This window comes from Campylobacter vicugnae (assembly GCF_002139875.1).
Taxonomy (GTDB): Bacteria; Campylobacterota; Campylobacteria; order Campylobacterales; family Campylobacteraceae; genus Campylobacter; species Campylobacter vicugnae.
Genome location: NZ_CP018793.1, coordinates 1,281,516 through 1,295,913, shown reverse-complemented (window position 1 = coordinate 1,295,913; position 14,398 = coordinate 1,281,516). Strand labels below are relative to the sequence as shown.

General features: G+C 33.4%; 16 protein-coding genes and 2 tRNA genes. 9 read left to right on the top strand and 9 right to left on the bottom strand.

The features are described 5' to 3' along the window. The first annotated feature begins 25 nt into the window (after positions 1 to 25). Entirely contained in the window at positions 26 to 1,285 is a 1,260-nt protein-coding gene (locus tag CVIC12175_RS06700; protein ID WP_086315947.1) for a tyrosine-type recombinase/integrase, read from the top strand. Between the two features lie 7 nt (positions 1,286 to 1,292). Here the strand turns inward: CVIC12175_RS06700 and CVIC12175_RS06695 are convergent. From CVIC12175_RS06695 to mnmG, 6 genes are all read right to left on the bottom strand, one after another. Next, positions 1,293 to 1,367: transfer RNA gene (locus CVIC12175_RS06695), tRNA-Met, on the bottom strand. A 15-nt stretch (positions 1,368 to 1,382) separates the two neighbouring features. After that, positions 1,383 to 1,457, bottom strand: a tRNA-Gln gene (locus tag CVIC12175_RS06690). Positions 1,458 to 1,549: 92 nt separating this feature from the next. Next, positions 1,550 to 2,575, bottom strand: a complete 1,026-nt coding sequence (locus CVIC12175_RS06685) for a c-type cytochrome (protein ID WP_086255654.1) — start codon at positions 2,573 to 2,575, stop codon at positions 1,550 to 1,552. After that, a complete protein-coding gene (locus tag CVIC12175_RS06680; protein WP_086302662.1) occupies positions 2,572 to 3,819 on the bottom strand; it encodes a cytochrome b in 1,248 nt (415 codons plus the stop codon). Before CVIC12175_RS06680 ends, CVIC12175_RS06685 begins: the two co-directional genes overlap by 4 nt. 10 nt (positions 3,820 to 3,829) lie before the next feature. Further along, positions 3,830 to 4,336, bottom strand: a complete 507-nt coding sequence (petA, locus tag CVIC12175_RS06675) for a ubiquinol-cytochrome c reductase iron-sulfur subunit (RefSeq protein WP_086248973.1) — start codon at positions 4,334 to 4,336, stop codon at positions 3,830 to 3,832. A gap of 164 nt (positions 4,337 to 4,500) precedes the next feature. Continuing rightward, positions 4,501 to 6,366 carry a tRNA uridine-5-carboxymethylaminomethyl(34) synthesis enzyme MnmG gene (gene mnmG, locus CVIC12175_RS06670; RefSeq protein WP_086256569.1) on the bottom strand — a complete coding sequence of 622 codons (1,866 nt, stop codon included), beginning with the start codon at positions 6,364 to 6,366 and terminating at the stop codon, positions 4,501 to 4,503. Positions 6,367 to 6,511: 145 nt separating this feature from the next. Between mnmG and CVIC12175_RS06665 the strand changes: the two genes are divergently transcribed. From CVIC12175_RS06665 to CVIC12175_RS06630, 8 genes are all read left to right on the top strand, one after another. Next, positions 6,512 to 6,907 (top strand): hypothetical protein, encoded by a 396-nt coding sequence (locus CVIC12175_RS06665; RefSeq protein ID WP_086255649.1) that lies wholly within the window; start codon positions 6,512 to 6,514, stop codon positions 6,905 to 6,907. Positions 6,908 to 6,910: 3 nt separating this feature from the next. Further along, complete coding sequence (locus tag CVIC12175_RS06660; protein WP_086256570.1) at positions 6,911 to 7,363, top strand: hypothetical protein; 453 nt, start codon at positions 6,911 to 6,913, stop codon at positions 7,361 to 7,363. Positions 7,364 to 7,569: 206 nt separating this feature from the next. Beyond that, positions 7,570 to 8,181 (top strand): riboflavin synthase, encoded by a 612-nt coding sequence (locus tag CVIC12175_RS06655; RefSeq protein ID WP_086255647.1) that lies wholly within the window; start codon positions 7,570 to 7,572, stop codon positions 8,179 to 8,181. Further along, complete coding sequence (gene pgeF, locus CVIC12175_RS06650) at positions 8,165 to 8,845, top strand: peptidoglycan editing factor PgeF (protein ID WP_086315946.1); 681 nt, start codon at positions 8,165 to 8,167, stop codon at positions 8,843 to 8,845. The genes CVIC12175_RS06655 and pgeF overlap by 17 nt, the downstream gene beginning before the upstream one ends. A gap of 5 nt (positions 8,846 to 8,850) precedes the next feature. Next, on the top strand, positions 8,851 to 9,057 hold the full coding sequence (locus CVIC12175_RS06645; protein ID WP_086247359.1) for a hypothetical protein: 207 nt from the start codon (positions 8,851 to 8,853) through the stop codon (positions 9,055 to 9,057). Between the two features lie 184 nt (positions 9,058 to 9,241). Next, positions 9,242 to 10,015: a 30S ribosomal protein S2 gene (gene rpsB, locus CVIC12175_RS06640; RefSeq protein WP_086248978.1), complete on the top strand. Its 774-nt coding sequence runs from the start codon at positions 9,242 to 9,244 to the stop codon at positions 10,013 to 10,015. Continuing rightward, positions 10,015 to 11,079: a translation elongation factor Ts gene (gene tsf / locus CVIC12175_RS06635; protein WP_086315945.1), complete on the top strand. Its 1,065-nt coding sequence runs from the start codon at positions 10,015 to 10,017 to the stop codon at positions 11,077 to 11,079. The genes rpsB and tsf overlap by 1 nt, the downstream gene beginning before the upstream one ends. Positions 11,080 to 11,081: 2 nt before the next feature. Next, a complete protein-coding gene (locus tag CVIC12175_RS06630; protein WP_086302659.1) occupies positions 11,082 to 11,717 on the top strand; it encodes an ABC transporter ATP-binding protein in 636 nt (211 codons plus the stop codon). A gap of 395 nt (positions 11,718 to 12,112) precedes the next feature. Here CVIC12175_RS06630 and pglD read toward each other — a convergent pair whose 3' ends face one another. Genes pglD through pglA form a run of 3 tightly spaced genes read right to left on the bottom strand, consistent with a single transcriptional unit; the run spans position 12,113 to position 14,397 of the window. Then, on the bottom strand, positions 12,113 to 12,697 hold the full coding sequence (pglD, locus tag CVIC12175_RS06625) for a UDP-N-acetylbacillosamine N-acetyltransferase (protein ID WP_086255643.1): 585 nt from the start codon (positions 12,695 to 12,697) through the stop codon (positions 12,113 to 12,115). Continuing rightward, the gene (gene pglC / locus CVIC12175_RS06620) at positions 12,684 to 13,289 is read right to left on the bottom strand and encodes an undecaprenyl phosphate N,N'-diacetylbacillosamine 1-phosphate transferase (RefSeq protein WP_086254409.1); all 606 of its coding nucleotides are present in this window, start codon (positions 13,287 to 13,289) and stop codon (positions 12,684 to 12,686) included. The genes pglD and pglC overlap by 14 nt, the downstream gene beginning before the upstream one ends. Next, positions 13,282 to 14,397 carry a N,N'-diacetylbacillosaminyl-diphospho-undecaprenol alpha-1,3-N-acetylgalactosaminyltransferase gene (gene pglA / locus CVIC12175_RS06615; RefSeq protein WP_086315944.1) on the bottom strand — a complete coding sequence of 372 codons (1,116 nt, stop codon included), beginning with the start codon at positions 14,395 to 14,397 and terminating at the stop codon, positions 13,282 to 13,284. The genes pglC and pglA overlap by 8 nt, the downstream gene beginning before the upstream one ends. Position 14,398: the final 1 nt, after the last annotated feature.

Sequence of the window (14,398 nt, the reverse complement as noted above, 5' to 3'; positions counted from 1 at the left end):
TATAATATAAGCAAAGGCAACAGGTATGTTTAAATTAAAAGATGGACGCTACAAAAGCGACTTTTATATAAACGGTAAAAGATACCAAAGAACTTGGAATACCACTGATATAGAAGTGGCAGAGAAATGTGAAAAGGATTTAAGGGTTAGCCTACAAGCAGCCCTATTAACACCTAAGCAATTAGGCTTTAATAATCTAGAGTGGTTATTAGAACCACCTAAAGAAACCAAACCCTTCTTACTTAGTGAAGCTAGGGATTATATGGTAGAGAGTGTGTGGCAATACTTGGAGGATAATAAAAATCCACCATCTAGGATTAACACTCTAATAAAAATGGTTGGTGATTTAGACTTATCTCTTATTACCACAGAGCTACTGATGAACTTAAAAAGAACTATGTTAATCAGTGGTGTAAATGGTAAGCGGTACAAAGAGAGAACCTTTAATCACTTGTTAAGCACTCTTAGGACAACCTTTGAGACGCTAGAGCGAACTGGGGTTTATGAGTTTAAGAATAAACCTAATTTTAAAAAGCTAGCAGCTAGTATAAGAGAGAATAAGATAGTATGCTATAGCGATGCTGAGATAAATGATATTGCTGAGTACTTTAAGAGTATCAGTGATAAGACAGGTAGCCTAGTAGATAGAGAGATGTATGAGTATTTTGTAATAAACTCTAATCTAGGACTAAGACCAGCTGAATACTATGAACTTAGGGTAGGTGATATAGACTTAGAAAACAAGACTATTACCATCAGTAGAGCTTTAAAAACACACTCTACTACATTAAAAGTAGGGACTACTAAGAACGCTAATAGTAGAACCTTACCCTTAGGTGGCATAACCTTAAAACTTTTAAGTGATATATGCGATAGGATTAATTTAGCTTTATCTTTAAAAAAGTCAGAAGCTATGGAGTTATATCTTAAGGAACCTGAAGGATATCTGAAGGGAGTTTATTACTCAATAGCTAGGGGGCGTTACAAAGGATTAGATAGAGAAAATTATAAGAATTGTAAGATAAATAATTTGACACACAGCATATGTGTATCAAGGTGGAAGGATATGAATAAGGCTTTGGGTTTTGATAAGCGAATAAACGCTAAAGAGTATAACCAATATGCCTTAAGACATACTGTAGCAAGTCGTTTGGTTAGCCTAAAGAAGTTTTCAGCTTATAGGCTAATGCAATACTTAGGCCATAAAAATATACAAAGTAGTTTGAAGTATGTCCATCTAAATATCGATGATATAAGAGATGGGATTGGTGTAGGTGTGTGCTAAAGATTATTGGTTGCGAGAGAGGGACTTGAACCCCCGACCCTCGGGTTATGAGCCCGATGAGCTACCACTGCTCCATCTCGCGTCATAATATATAGGGTGGATGGGGTAAGAGGATTCGAACCTCTGAATGACAGGACCAAAACCTGTTGCCTTACCGCTTGGCGATACCCCAATCTAAAAATGAGTTGTGATTATACAATATTTTTTGATATTTGTCAAGACTTAAAGCAATAATTTGCTCTAAGTCTTGAATAAATTTAAATTTTAGTGTAGTTTAGACCAGATTTTGCGTTTCCATGCCCAAGCAAATACACTAAGAATAGCAAAATAAATCATGATATAGATACCTGTTGTCTCTCTTTCTTCTTTTTTGCTATCACCGGCTTCTCTCATATACTCAATAACTTGCTTTTGAGCTTGTTCATTTAAACCTACACGTGGCATAGATGTGCCTGGAAGCATTTTTTGAGTATCGTTTATAAAGTTATTTAGATATAACTCACTTCTAGATCTAATATACATAGATAGATCCGGAGGTGTCATACCTAGATAGTTTGCTATACTTTGTTTGTTGCCATTAGCAAATACATTTACATATTTCATATCATGGCATCTAGCACAAGACTCTATAAATACATCTCTATCGCTCATCTCTTTTGGTGCTATGCTTTTGAAATATGCTACTAAGTCTGCTACTTCTTGATTTAAATCACCGCCAGCACCATAGAAAGCTGTCATAGGAAATGGGTTTGTATCATTAAATTTATGAGTAACTTTTAACGCCATAGCTGGATCTTTAATAAGAGCAGCTAGGAATTTACCATCATAAAGATATCCGATATTGCTAAGATCTGGAGGAGCAACACCATAAGCCTCGCTAGCACTTTTATCATCCATTGCCGGTTCAAAACCAGCTGATTTAATGCTGTGGCATGCTGTACATCCGGCAGCTGCTACTAAATTTGCACCTGAAGCTGCATCGCCTTTTGCAAGGTCTATACTTTCGATGTCTGCCCAAAATGCACTATATTTTTCTAGTTCAGCTTTTGCATTTTCTAGAGTTTTTGTAGCACCATCAATTACGCTTTTATCACCGCTAGTTTGAGCGGCTTTTAAAACAGCTTCTGCTTTTTCTACATTTGTTTTTGCTAGAGTTGTATCCTCTTTGGCAAAGTCAAAATTAGCCGGTTCAACATGTGGGTGTAAAATTGAATGTGCGTAAGGCTCAACACCCCAATAAATAGCGCCTGTAACAAGGACGACAATTAAAAACGCTTTTAATTCTTTCATTTATTTGCCTTTCTTTCCTTGATTGTGATGATAGGAAGTACTACAAGTAGCAACACAAGGAAGCCAACTGAAGAGAAGAATCCTATCCAAGCATTAAATCCTGTTGGAGGAAGTTTGCCATACACTGTTAGGATAATTAAATCGATAATAAGTAACCAGAACCATATAAAGAAACCTTTTCTTTTATGAGCTGGAGCTACTACATCGCTTCTATCATATAGAGGCATAAAGAATAGCGAAATACCAGCAAACGCCATAGCTAAAGCACCAATATCAGCTGCTTTTAAAGGTCCAATATCAAAGAAGAAACCGCGTAAAATTTCATATTGCCATAAGAAATACCACTCAGGATAGATATGAGTTGGAGTTTTAGCAGCATTTGCAGGATCGAAGTTGATTGGATCCATAGCAAAATTGAAATGGAAACTTACTAAATAGAAGAAGAAAATCATAAATAAAGATACATAGAAGAAATCTTTACTTAAAAATCCTGGCCAAAATGGAATAACTTTTGAATTTACAGTATCACCTTTTAGATATTTTTCAGCTTCTAGTTCAAAATCAATCTCTTCGCCTTCAAGGTTATTAACATGAGGGATGCGTAAAGTATAGAAGTGAACACCTATAACCATTATAATAACAATTGGTAATAAGCAAACATGAAGCATAAAGAATCTTGTAAGTGTAGGATCGCTAACTGCATAATCGCCTCTAATCCACTCTACAAGAGCATCTCCAATAAATGGAATTCCACCAAATAGTTGAGTGATAACTTGTGCTGCCCAGTAGCTCATTTGACCCCACGGTAGCATATATCCACTAAATGCTTCAGCAGAGAATATTAAGAAAAGTAGCATACCACTAATCCAAATTATCTCACGACCTTTTTTGTATGAACCGTAGTAAATACCTACAAATGCATGAATATAGATGATTAAAAAGATAACAGAGGCTGCAACTGCGTGAATATGACGCCATAACCAGCCATATTCAACCTCTTTCATAATAGTGTAATTAACACTATCAAAGGCTAAATTTGCATCTGGTTTATAGTACATTAGCAATAATAAACCGCTTATAAAAAGTAGGGTAAAAAGTACAGTTAAAACTACACCCATTGCCCAAAGAAAGTTGATATTTTTTGGTATCCAGTACTGTGCTGCTAGTATATTCCATAACTTTGTAACAGCTATACGCTGATCAAACCAATCGCGTATGCTTGTAGCTTTTGTAATGTGTGCCATAAATCCTCCCTTATACTGTTGCGACTAATTTTTTGTACTCAGGGCCTTCTTCACCTAGTACAAGTTTAGTCCCGTCAATTTTAAATGGTGGGATATCAAGTGGGCGTGGTGGTGGGCCAAATACATTCATACCATCAGCGTTAAACTCGCCACCATGACAGGCACATTTAAATAGCTTATCACTTGGACTCCAGCTAGGTATACAGCCAAGGTGCGTACATAGACCGATTGTAACAATATAATTACCATCGCCTATTACGATATCTCTTTTAGGGTTAGCTTTCATGCTATCATCTTTTTTAAGGATGAATATAGGCTTTTTACGCCACTCTACTTGGCGGAATTCGCCAGGTTGCATAGGGCTTAGATCTACTGTTGTAAAACCAGCAGCCTTAACGCTAGGAAGCGGATCCCAAGACTTTTTCATCCCTACTAAAGCAAAAGCACCGCCGACAGCTGCGACAGCACCAAATGCCATTCCGATGAAATCACGTCTTTCTTGCTTTTGAATAGACATTTCTTTCCTTTCGATTATTATTTATTGTAACCAAATTTAAGCTAGCCTTAAACTATAATAAGTAAAAGCTAAACTTGTAATTTTACCATTTTAAAGTTAAAAATATATTTAATTAGAATTAATTTTTATAAAGAAAAATATATTCAACAGCTAAGCCATAAAGCTTAGCTATTTGTAGATTTATAACGTTTAATTGCTATGTGTAGTATATCTATTGCTGCTGGGGTGATTCCGCTGATATTTGAAGCAGCTGCTAAGGTTGGTGGGGCAAATTTGATTAGTTTTTCTACTACTTCGTTGCTTAAACCACTAATTGTTTTAAAATCTAAATCGTTTGGAATCTTAACATCTAAAAGCCCTTTCATCTTCTCAACTTCTATATGCTGCTGGGCGATATAGTGATAATATTTTGCTTCAGTTAAAATTTGATTTATAGAGTTTTGGTTTAAATTTTCAAAAAATGGATCAAGCGCTCTTAATTTTTTATCATCAAAACTTTTTCTAGCGACTAATTTTTGAAGTGTCATCTTTTCATTTATTGGCTCTTCTTCTATATTTGATAGAAAATTTAGGGTATCTTTATTTGGAGTGATCTCTTTTGTAAGTAGTATTTCCATTGCTTTTTCTAGATCATCTTTTAAGGCTAAAACCTCATTATATGCATCTTTAGGTAAAAGACCAATATTATATCCATACTCACTAAGGCGTAAATTTGCATTATCTTCTCTTAAAAGTAGTCTAAACTCAGCCCTACTAGTAAACATTCTATATGGCTCTTTTGTGCCTTTTGTTACTAGATCGTCGATTAAAACACCAATATAACTCTCATCTCTGCGAAGGATAAGCGGATCTTTATTTTGTAAATTTAGAGTTGCATTTATCCCAGCCATTAATCCTTGAGCTGCAGCCTCTTCATATCCGGTGGTGCCATTTATCTGACCAGCTAGATATAGTCCGTTAATTTTTTTACTCTCTAGGGTGTGTTTTAGCTCAGTAGGATTGACATAATCATACTCTATAGCATATCCATGGCGAACTATTATAGCGTTTTCAAAGCCTTTTATAGAGCGCAGCATTGCTACTTGAGCATCATATGGAAGTGAAGTAGAAAAGCCATTTATATAGTATTCAGTCGCTTCTAGAGTTTGAGGCTCTATAAATAGATGGTGACGCTCTCTATCGCCAAAGCGGTTGATCTTATCTTCTATACTTGGGCAGTATCTAGGTCCTACGCCTTCTATTTGTCCTGTAAATAGTGGAGCGCGATCAAAATTTGACCTAATTATATCGTGTGTGTCTGTATTTGTGTATGCTATGTAGCAAGGAAGTTGATTTGGAGTCCAGTTTTTAGTTCTAAAACTAAATGGCGCTGGCTCTGCGTCTCCATCTTGAATTTCTAAAACACTAAAATCAATTGAGCTAGCTAAAACTCTTGGGCATGTTCCAGTCTTTAATCTTCCCATTTCAAGGCCAAGAGATCTTAGAGAATCTGGTAACTCTTTTGAGCTAAGTTCGCCTACACGGCCAGCTTCTAGCTTATTGGTTCCTACATGGATTAAGCCATTTAAGAAGGTGCCAGTTGTGATAATGAGTTTATCGCAACTATACTCATTATCTAAGTGAGTTTTTACTCCAGTTATTTTTGAATCTTGTGTTAAGATTTGAGTGGCTATCTCTTGAGTAATTTGTAAATTTGGAGTATTTAGCAATAAATTTCTCATATAGATTCTATATCTATCCATATCGATTTGCGCTCTGCTACCACGCACAGCTGGGCCTTTGCTCTCATTTAAAAGTCTAAATTGTATCCCACACTCATCTGTAGTAAGCCCCATCTGACCGCCAAGAGCGTCAATCTCTTTTACTAAATGCCCTTTAGCTAGTCCACCAATTGCAGGATTACAGCTTGCAGCGCCGATTTGTTCAGCTAAAATTGTAATTAATAGAGTTTTTGCTCCCATCTTAGCAGCCGCTAAGGATGCCTCAATCCCAGCATGCCCACCGCCAACTACGATAATATCATATTTCATTGTTATTTGCCTTATTATTTTTAGGGGCGATTTTACCTAATTTATAGTAAAAGATTTATAAATTTAATATTTTTATAAATATGTTTACTATTTATTTTTTTTTTTTTCTAACATTTAATGATTATAATTTTAAAAAAGGAGCAATATGCAAAATAATTGTTATTTTACTATGCAAGAACAATTAAGCCAAGTTTTAAATATTTTGCAAAAAGATAATATAGAAAGCTACCCAGATGTAATTATAATGCTTTGTAAAAAACTTTCTATTTTATATATGAATGATTTAAAATCTATATTAGGTTCAAATTTAAGCGATGATGAAATCTTTAAAAAATTAAAAGAGTTGGATAGTGGAGAATATGAGTTAGTTTTGGAGATATTTGCTGATTTTTATTATACTGTTATAGATGATGAAGATAAAATTGCATCTAATAATCCATTATTAGAAAAATATGGTAAAGAGTGGTTAAAGCATTCATATGGAGATATGCAACTTATAGCATCTATGATAGATGAGTTTAAGGAATATTTAAAAGGATAAAATATGAAAAGTTTAATAATTAATTTTAGTTTGATATTTGGATTTCTTACTATTTTAGCAGGATGTGCTTTTAATCCATCAAATCGTGGGGTTTTATTTTTAAATGGTCAATCATATTATATACCATATGGTTCTACATATATTTATATGGATTCTCAACGAATTGCAGGTTTAGAATCTGCAGGATATGATATATACTGCTCTTTAGATCAGGTTTTATGGTATGATGGAAGTATAGATCCAAATTTAATTACTAATGATAAATTGCATGATATGTTTTCGCAAAATTTAGCTGGATGTTCAAGTCCATTAGGTCAAGCAGAACTCAATTATATTCAACATCGAGAAATGCTCCAACAGCAAGAATTAAATATGTATCTAGAAGATAGTCGAGAGCGAGAGCTAAATAGAAATTTACAAAATTTAAGAAACTATAATTTTTTAAAGTTATGGTAGATATTAATATGCTCAGATATAATTATAGTTTGAACTAATATAGCAATGATTTTAAAATAAAATCACGAATATTTATAGGTGCTAAATTTATAGCACCTATGATTTGCCTACTATGTCATTCTAAAATATTTTATTAATCACAATGTTTAGTTTATATATTTATTAAAAAATAGATATAATTCGATATTTATAAATTAAGGGAATTTATGTTTAATGGACTTATTCGTGAGATTGGTGAAGTTAAAAGTTTTGATGGTAAAATATTAATAATTAAGGCTAGTCATAAGCCAAATTTAGGCGATAGTATCGCAGTAAATGGTGCTTGTCTTAGTGTGGTAGAAGTAGGGAGTGATGGTTTTAGCGTTGAGCTTAGCAGTGAAAGTTCAAATGTTTTGGCCTTAGAAAATTACAAAGATAGGGTTCATATAGAACCGGCTATGAGAATTGGCGATAGAATAGATGGACATCTAATGCAAGGACATATTGACGCAATAGGTGTGATAAAAAGTATTAAAAAACTCTCAACCGGATTTGATTTTTTTATAGAATTGCCTAGTGATATTTTACATTTTGTAGCAAATAAGGGAGCTATTGGAGTTGAGGGCGTGAGTTTGACAGTTAATGAAATTAATGGCAATCTTATGCGTCTAACGCTAATTCCTATAAGTATGAAAGATACGCTATTTGGCGAGTTTAAAGTAGGAAGAAGAGTTCATATAGAAAGCGATATTTTAGCTCGTTATATTGATAGAATTTTAAAATCTAATGAACAGACTCTTACTTGGCAAAAGGCTGATTTTTATGCTAGTATCTATTGATGATGAGAGATTAATAGCTGGATTTACTACTAAATTTGGAGGGGTAAGCAGTAAAGAGTATGAGAGTTTAAATTTAGCTACTCATGTAGGTGATGACCCAAAAAAAGTTAGCAAAAATCGTGAGATTTTAACTAGTAAAATTTCAGCTAAAAAGCTCATTTTTATGGAGCAAATTCATAGCGATTTAGTATATGTAGTAGATGATTTTAATCAAAAATTACCACCTTGTGATGGAGTTATTACAGATATTAAAGGCCTTGCTTTATGCGTTATGGTCGCTGATTGTTCGCCTGTATTGATATATGATAAGGCTCAAGATAAAATTGCTGCAATTCATGCTGGCAGAGCTGGAATAGTGCAAAAAATCATAAGCAAAAGCATAGAAAAAATGAATTCAAATCCTAAAAATTTAAGCGTAATAATAGGGCCAAATATTAGTAAAAATTGCTACGAAGTTAAAAATTTGGATTTAGGAGAGTTTAATAAGTTTATAAAAGATAGTAAATTTGATATGAATTTGGCTATAAAAGATGAGCTTGAAGAGCTTGGTGTTGATAACTATAAATTTTTAAATATATGTTCGCACTGCGATGATAGATTTTATTCATATCGTAAAAGTAAAGTAACTGGTAGATTTGCTGGATTTATAATGTTAAAAGGATAAAGAAAATGTATGAGAGATGTACTGATATTGAGCTATTAAAAATCGCTCAAAATGCTAGAAATTATGGATTGGAATTTGGGGAGAATTTAGCAGTTTTGGAGTTGTTTTTTCGTCCAAAAAATTTTGATATAACTAGTAGTGATTTGCAAAATATTGGGCTAGTTTTTACTTCACTTGAGAGCATAAAAGAGAAGTTTCAGCTAAGTAAATAGATTAAGTTTAGGATAAATTTATTTTTTATAAAATTTGGTATTAAATAAATAAAGCAAAAAATAAGTTAAATTTAGATAAAATCTCGTCTCATTTCACATTGCATCAATCCTTATTTAGTTGTAGCAAATATGCTATTAAGGGGTGCAAGAGGAATAAACTAATTAAATTTTTAAGGAGAAACTCATGGTTACTATGAGAGATTTACTAGAGTGTGGTGTGCATTTTGGTCACCAAACAAGACGCTGGAATCCAAAAATGAAAAAATTTATTTTTGGCGAAAGAAAAGGTATCTATATTATAGATTTACAAAAAACTATTAGATATTTTAGATATACTTACAATGTAGTTAGAGATGCTGCAGCTGAAGGTAAAACAATTCTATTTGTAGGTACAAAAAAACAAGCTGGTGTAGCTATTAAAGAGTATGCAGAAAAATGCGGTATGCCATATGTTAATCAAAGATGGCTTGGCGGTATGATGACAAACTTTGGAACAATTAGACAATCAATTAGAAAATTAGAAGTTATCGAAGCTATGGAAGAAGATGGCTCAATTAATCTATTAACTAAAAAAGAAGCCCTAATGCTTCGCCGCAAAAAAGAGAAACTAATCGCAACTTTAGGCGGTATTAGAAATATGAAAACTCTACCAGATATGATCTTTGTAATTGATACTGTAAAAGAGAAAATCGCAGTAGCAGAAGCTAATAAATTAAGAATGCCAGTTGTAGCGCCAATCGATACAAACTGCGATCCAGATATCATCGATTACCCAATTCCAGGAAATGATGACGCTATTAGAAGCGTTCAACTATTCTGCCAAGAGATGGCTGAAGCAATTAACGAAGGTAAAGCTTTAAGAGATCAAGATGAGAGCGCTGATGATGTAGAAGCTCCAACTCAAGAAGAAAAAGATGAAGTAGTAGCAGAAGCTATGGCTGAAGGAGAGGAAGAGTAATGGAAATTAGCGCAAGTATGGTAAAAGAGCTCCGTGAAAGCACTGGAGCTGGAATGATGGATTGTAAAAAAGCTCTTCAAGAAGCTGATGGCGATATGGAAAAAGCAGTTGATATCCTAAGAGAAAAAGGTCTTGGTAAAGCTGCTAAAAAAGCTGATCGTCTAGCTAGTGAAGGTCTTGTAAGTGTAGTTGTAAGTGATGATAACAAAACAGCAACTATCACAGAAATCAACTCTGAGACTGACTTTGTTGCTAAAAATGCTACATTTGTTGATTTAGTTAAAAATACAACACTTCATGTGCAAACTAACTCAATTACAACAGTAGATGAGTTAAAAGAATCAAGCATCGGTGGAGTTAAATTTGAGGAGTTTTTCCAAAGCCAAATCGCTACAATTGGTGAAAATTTAGTAGTAAGAAGATTTGAAACTATTAAAGCTAGCCAAAATGGCGTTGTAGCTGGATATATCCACTCAAATAGCCGTGTGGGCGTTCTTATTGGTGCAGCTTGTGATTCTGAAGATACTGCTAGTAAGATAGGTGATTTTTTACGCAACCTATGTATGCATGCTGCTGCTATGAAACCACAAGTAATTAGCTATAAAGAATTTGATGCTGAATTTGTAGAAAAAGAGTATTTAGCTTTAAAAGGTGAATTAGAAAAAGAGAATGAAGAGCTTGTGCGTCTTAAAAAACCTCTTCATAAAATTCCAGAATATGCTAGCCGTGCTCAACTAAGTGATGAGGTAATAGCTAAAGCTACTGAAAATTTAAAAGAAGAATTAAGAAAACAAGGCAAACCAGAAGCTATCTGGGATAAGATTCTTCTAGGTCAAATCGATCGCTATATAGCTGATAATACTCAATTAGACCAACGCCTTACGCTTTTAGGACAATTTTATGTAATGGATGATAAAAAAACAATTGAGCAAGTTATAGCTGAAGAAGCTAAAAAACTTGGCGGTCAAATAGAAATCGTAAGCTATGTAAGATTTGAAGTAGGTGAAGGCCTAGAGAAAAAAGCTGAGGATTTTGCCGCTGAAGTAGCTGCTCAAATGGCTTAATTATGCTAAAAGCGTTAAATTTAACTCATAAGTTTGATTATACGCTTTTTAATGATATAAACTTAGATATAAAACCTGCTACTACTACTGCTATTATGGGAGTTAGTGGTAGCGGGAAATCCACAATTTTACATATTTTATCTACACTTTTACCGCCTTATTCTGGCGAAGTTATCTATAATAATAAATCACTTTACCAATTAAGCAATAGTGAGCTTCTAAAAATACGCAGATATGATTTTGGTATTATTTTTCAAGCGCACTATCTTTTTAAGGGATTTAATGGATTTGAAAATATTGAACTTGCTACAATTTTAAGCGGTCAAAAGATAGATCCAAAGTTGCTAGAAGCGTTGAAAATAGATAAGGTAGTTAATCAAAAAATTGGCGAATTAAGTGGCGGCCAACAGCAACGCGTAAGTATAGCTAGAGTTTTAGCTAAAAAGCCTAAGATTATATTTGCCGATGAGCCAACTGGCAATCTAGACCAAGCCACTGCAAAAGAGGTAATGAGTGTAATTTTTGATTATGTAAGCGCTAATAATGCCGCTTTAGTCTTAGTAACTCATGATGATGATTTAGCTAAATTATGCGATGATAGATATCAATTAGCTAACTATACTCTAACTAAAATTTAATTTATTGTTATAATTTAATATATAAATAGATAGTATTATAAAAATAATTTTGAGAATTTTTAGAAAGATTATTTTATATTGCAATTTTAATCAGATTATTTTTAGTGATTGTAGTATAATAAAGATGTATTATTATGGATACGCTAAGATAATTTTATTAAATTATTATCTATTAAAATTAAAAGCAAAATAATAAAATAAAAGCCAATCTCAATAGAGATAAAGTAAATCAAATACTTATTATAAATGATAGCAATATATTATAATATATAGAAGTTATTTATAATTGCAAAAATATAAGCTAAAAAGTCAAATTTGTCAAATAGATAAATCTAGCTTAATCTATATAACTATACAAATTTAAACAAACAGATGTACAATAAATCACAGCAAGTTTAGCTCTTTACTACCCTGCATGGATTTCCGTATGCTAAGCTACCTTCTAAAATATCTTTAACCACTACACTTCCAGCACCAATTGTAATATCTGGTTTTATTGTAATATTTTGGATAACGCTTGAGCCAATACCGATCCATGAACGCTCTCCTACAAGTGATCCTCCAGCTATTGCCACGCCTGGACAGATGTGAGCAAAATCGCCAATTGTGCATTCATGTTCTATTATCGCACCACTATTTATAATAACTCCATTGCCAATTGTGCTTTTAGTATTGATTATAGCGCCTGGCATTACCACGCTCCCATTGCCGATAGTTACATCACTGCCTATTACTGCTGTAGGGTGGATTAGCGTAATTAACTCAAATCCGCTTGACAAAACCAAATTTTGCAATTTTTGTCTAATTAAAGCGTTGCCAATAGCGATGATAATTGGGTGTTTTGGCAAATTTGAGTTAAATTTCATATCGCTATTATCATCTAAAAATATCAAATTATCATAGCCGTTTGCTCTAGCTATATCGGCTACTACCTTAGCGTGACCGCCGTTGCCATAGATATATAAGCTAGTTGTAGCCATTGAATTTCTCCGTAGTTGCCATCCCTTCTTTATTTACTCCATCTTTTTTGATTACTTTTTGAATAGTTTTGATGGCAATTTTGATATCTAAGATCAAGCTTAGATTATCAGCGTAATATGTATCAAATTCAAATTTCTCCTTCCAGCTAATAGCATTTCTGCCATTTACTTGCGCAAGGCCTGTAATTCCTGGTCGGACATTGTGGCGGCGTTTTTGTTCGTTTGAGTATAGTGGTAGATACTCTATTAACAGCGGTCTTGGACCTATGAAGCTCATATCGCCTTTTAATACATTAAAGAGCTGCGGAAGCTCATCTATGCTAAGCGCTCTAAGTCTTTTGCCAAATTCACCAAGGCGAATCTCATCACTAAGTAGATTTCCATTTTCATCTCTAGCATCGCTCATTGAGCGAAATTTGTAAATTTTAAATATCTTTTCATCTTTGCCTGGGCGAGATTGAGTAAATATAACTGGAGAACCAAGATGTTTTTTAATAGCAAAATATGCCCATATCATCACTGGAAGTGTTAAAATAATTAAAATCAAAGCTCCTAAAATATCAAATACTCGTTTAAAAAAATATCTATACACCGGTTAATTCCTTATAAAATTTAATATATTTAGCAGTTATGAGTGGTTGGTTATAGTGGTTTAAAACTATCTTTCTACCATTTTGCCCCATATAATTGGCTAAATTCTCATCATCTAAAAGAGTAGCAATTTTACTAGCTAAATCTTTTGGATCTTTTGTTTTACAAATTAACCCATTAATTCCATTTTCTATAGCCTCTTTGCACCCATCGCAGTCGCTTACAACTGATGGTTTTGCCATACTCATCGCCTCTAGTACTGTTCGTGGAAAGCCCTCTTTGTAGCTAGGAAGGACAAATAAATAGCAAGAGCGTAACATATTTGCTACCTCATTACTCCAACTAATATGTTTAACATAAGGCGAAGATAAGAAGCTCTCATCTAAACTCGAGGCGTTTCCTAGATCGCTTGAGCCGACAAAAACAAATTCACAATCATCTCTATCTTTTAAAATTTTAGCTGCTTGATAAAACTCTATTACGCCTTTATCTTTTAATGCTCTAGCTATCATCAAAACTATTTTTTTACTGCTTTGAAAATCATATGGAGTTACACTTTGTGGGTCAAATTTACTTGCATCAATACCTACGCTTTTAATGCGAATTATCTTGTTTTTTGGGATTAGGTGATGGCTTAGCATATAGTTTGGGTCTGAATCATTGACAAAGATTGTAGCATTTGATAATCTAAAAGTTATAAAATATAAAAACTCTATAATAGCTCTAATAACTCTATTTTTAGCTGAATTTGAGATATAAAAGCTACCCAATCCTTCAACTAAATTTACTATATATTTTATACCTGCTTTTTTAGCTGCAAGAGTGCCAAATATATTGGATTTATGAGCAGAAGTTTGAATCATATCCAAATTTAGAGATTTTAAAATTTTAGCTAGATTTGCACTATCTTTAAATATTCTAAGCGGATTTAAACTAGCCTTATCTATATCATAATTTACCAATTTAAACTCAGCACTAATAAAGTTATTGTAGCTACCATTTGGAACAATAGCTATAACCTCATGACCTAGTTCTTTTAAGGCTCGCATAATAGGCAATCTAAAATGATATATACTCATATCAGAGTGAGATAAAAATCCTATAGTCATA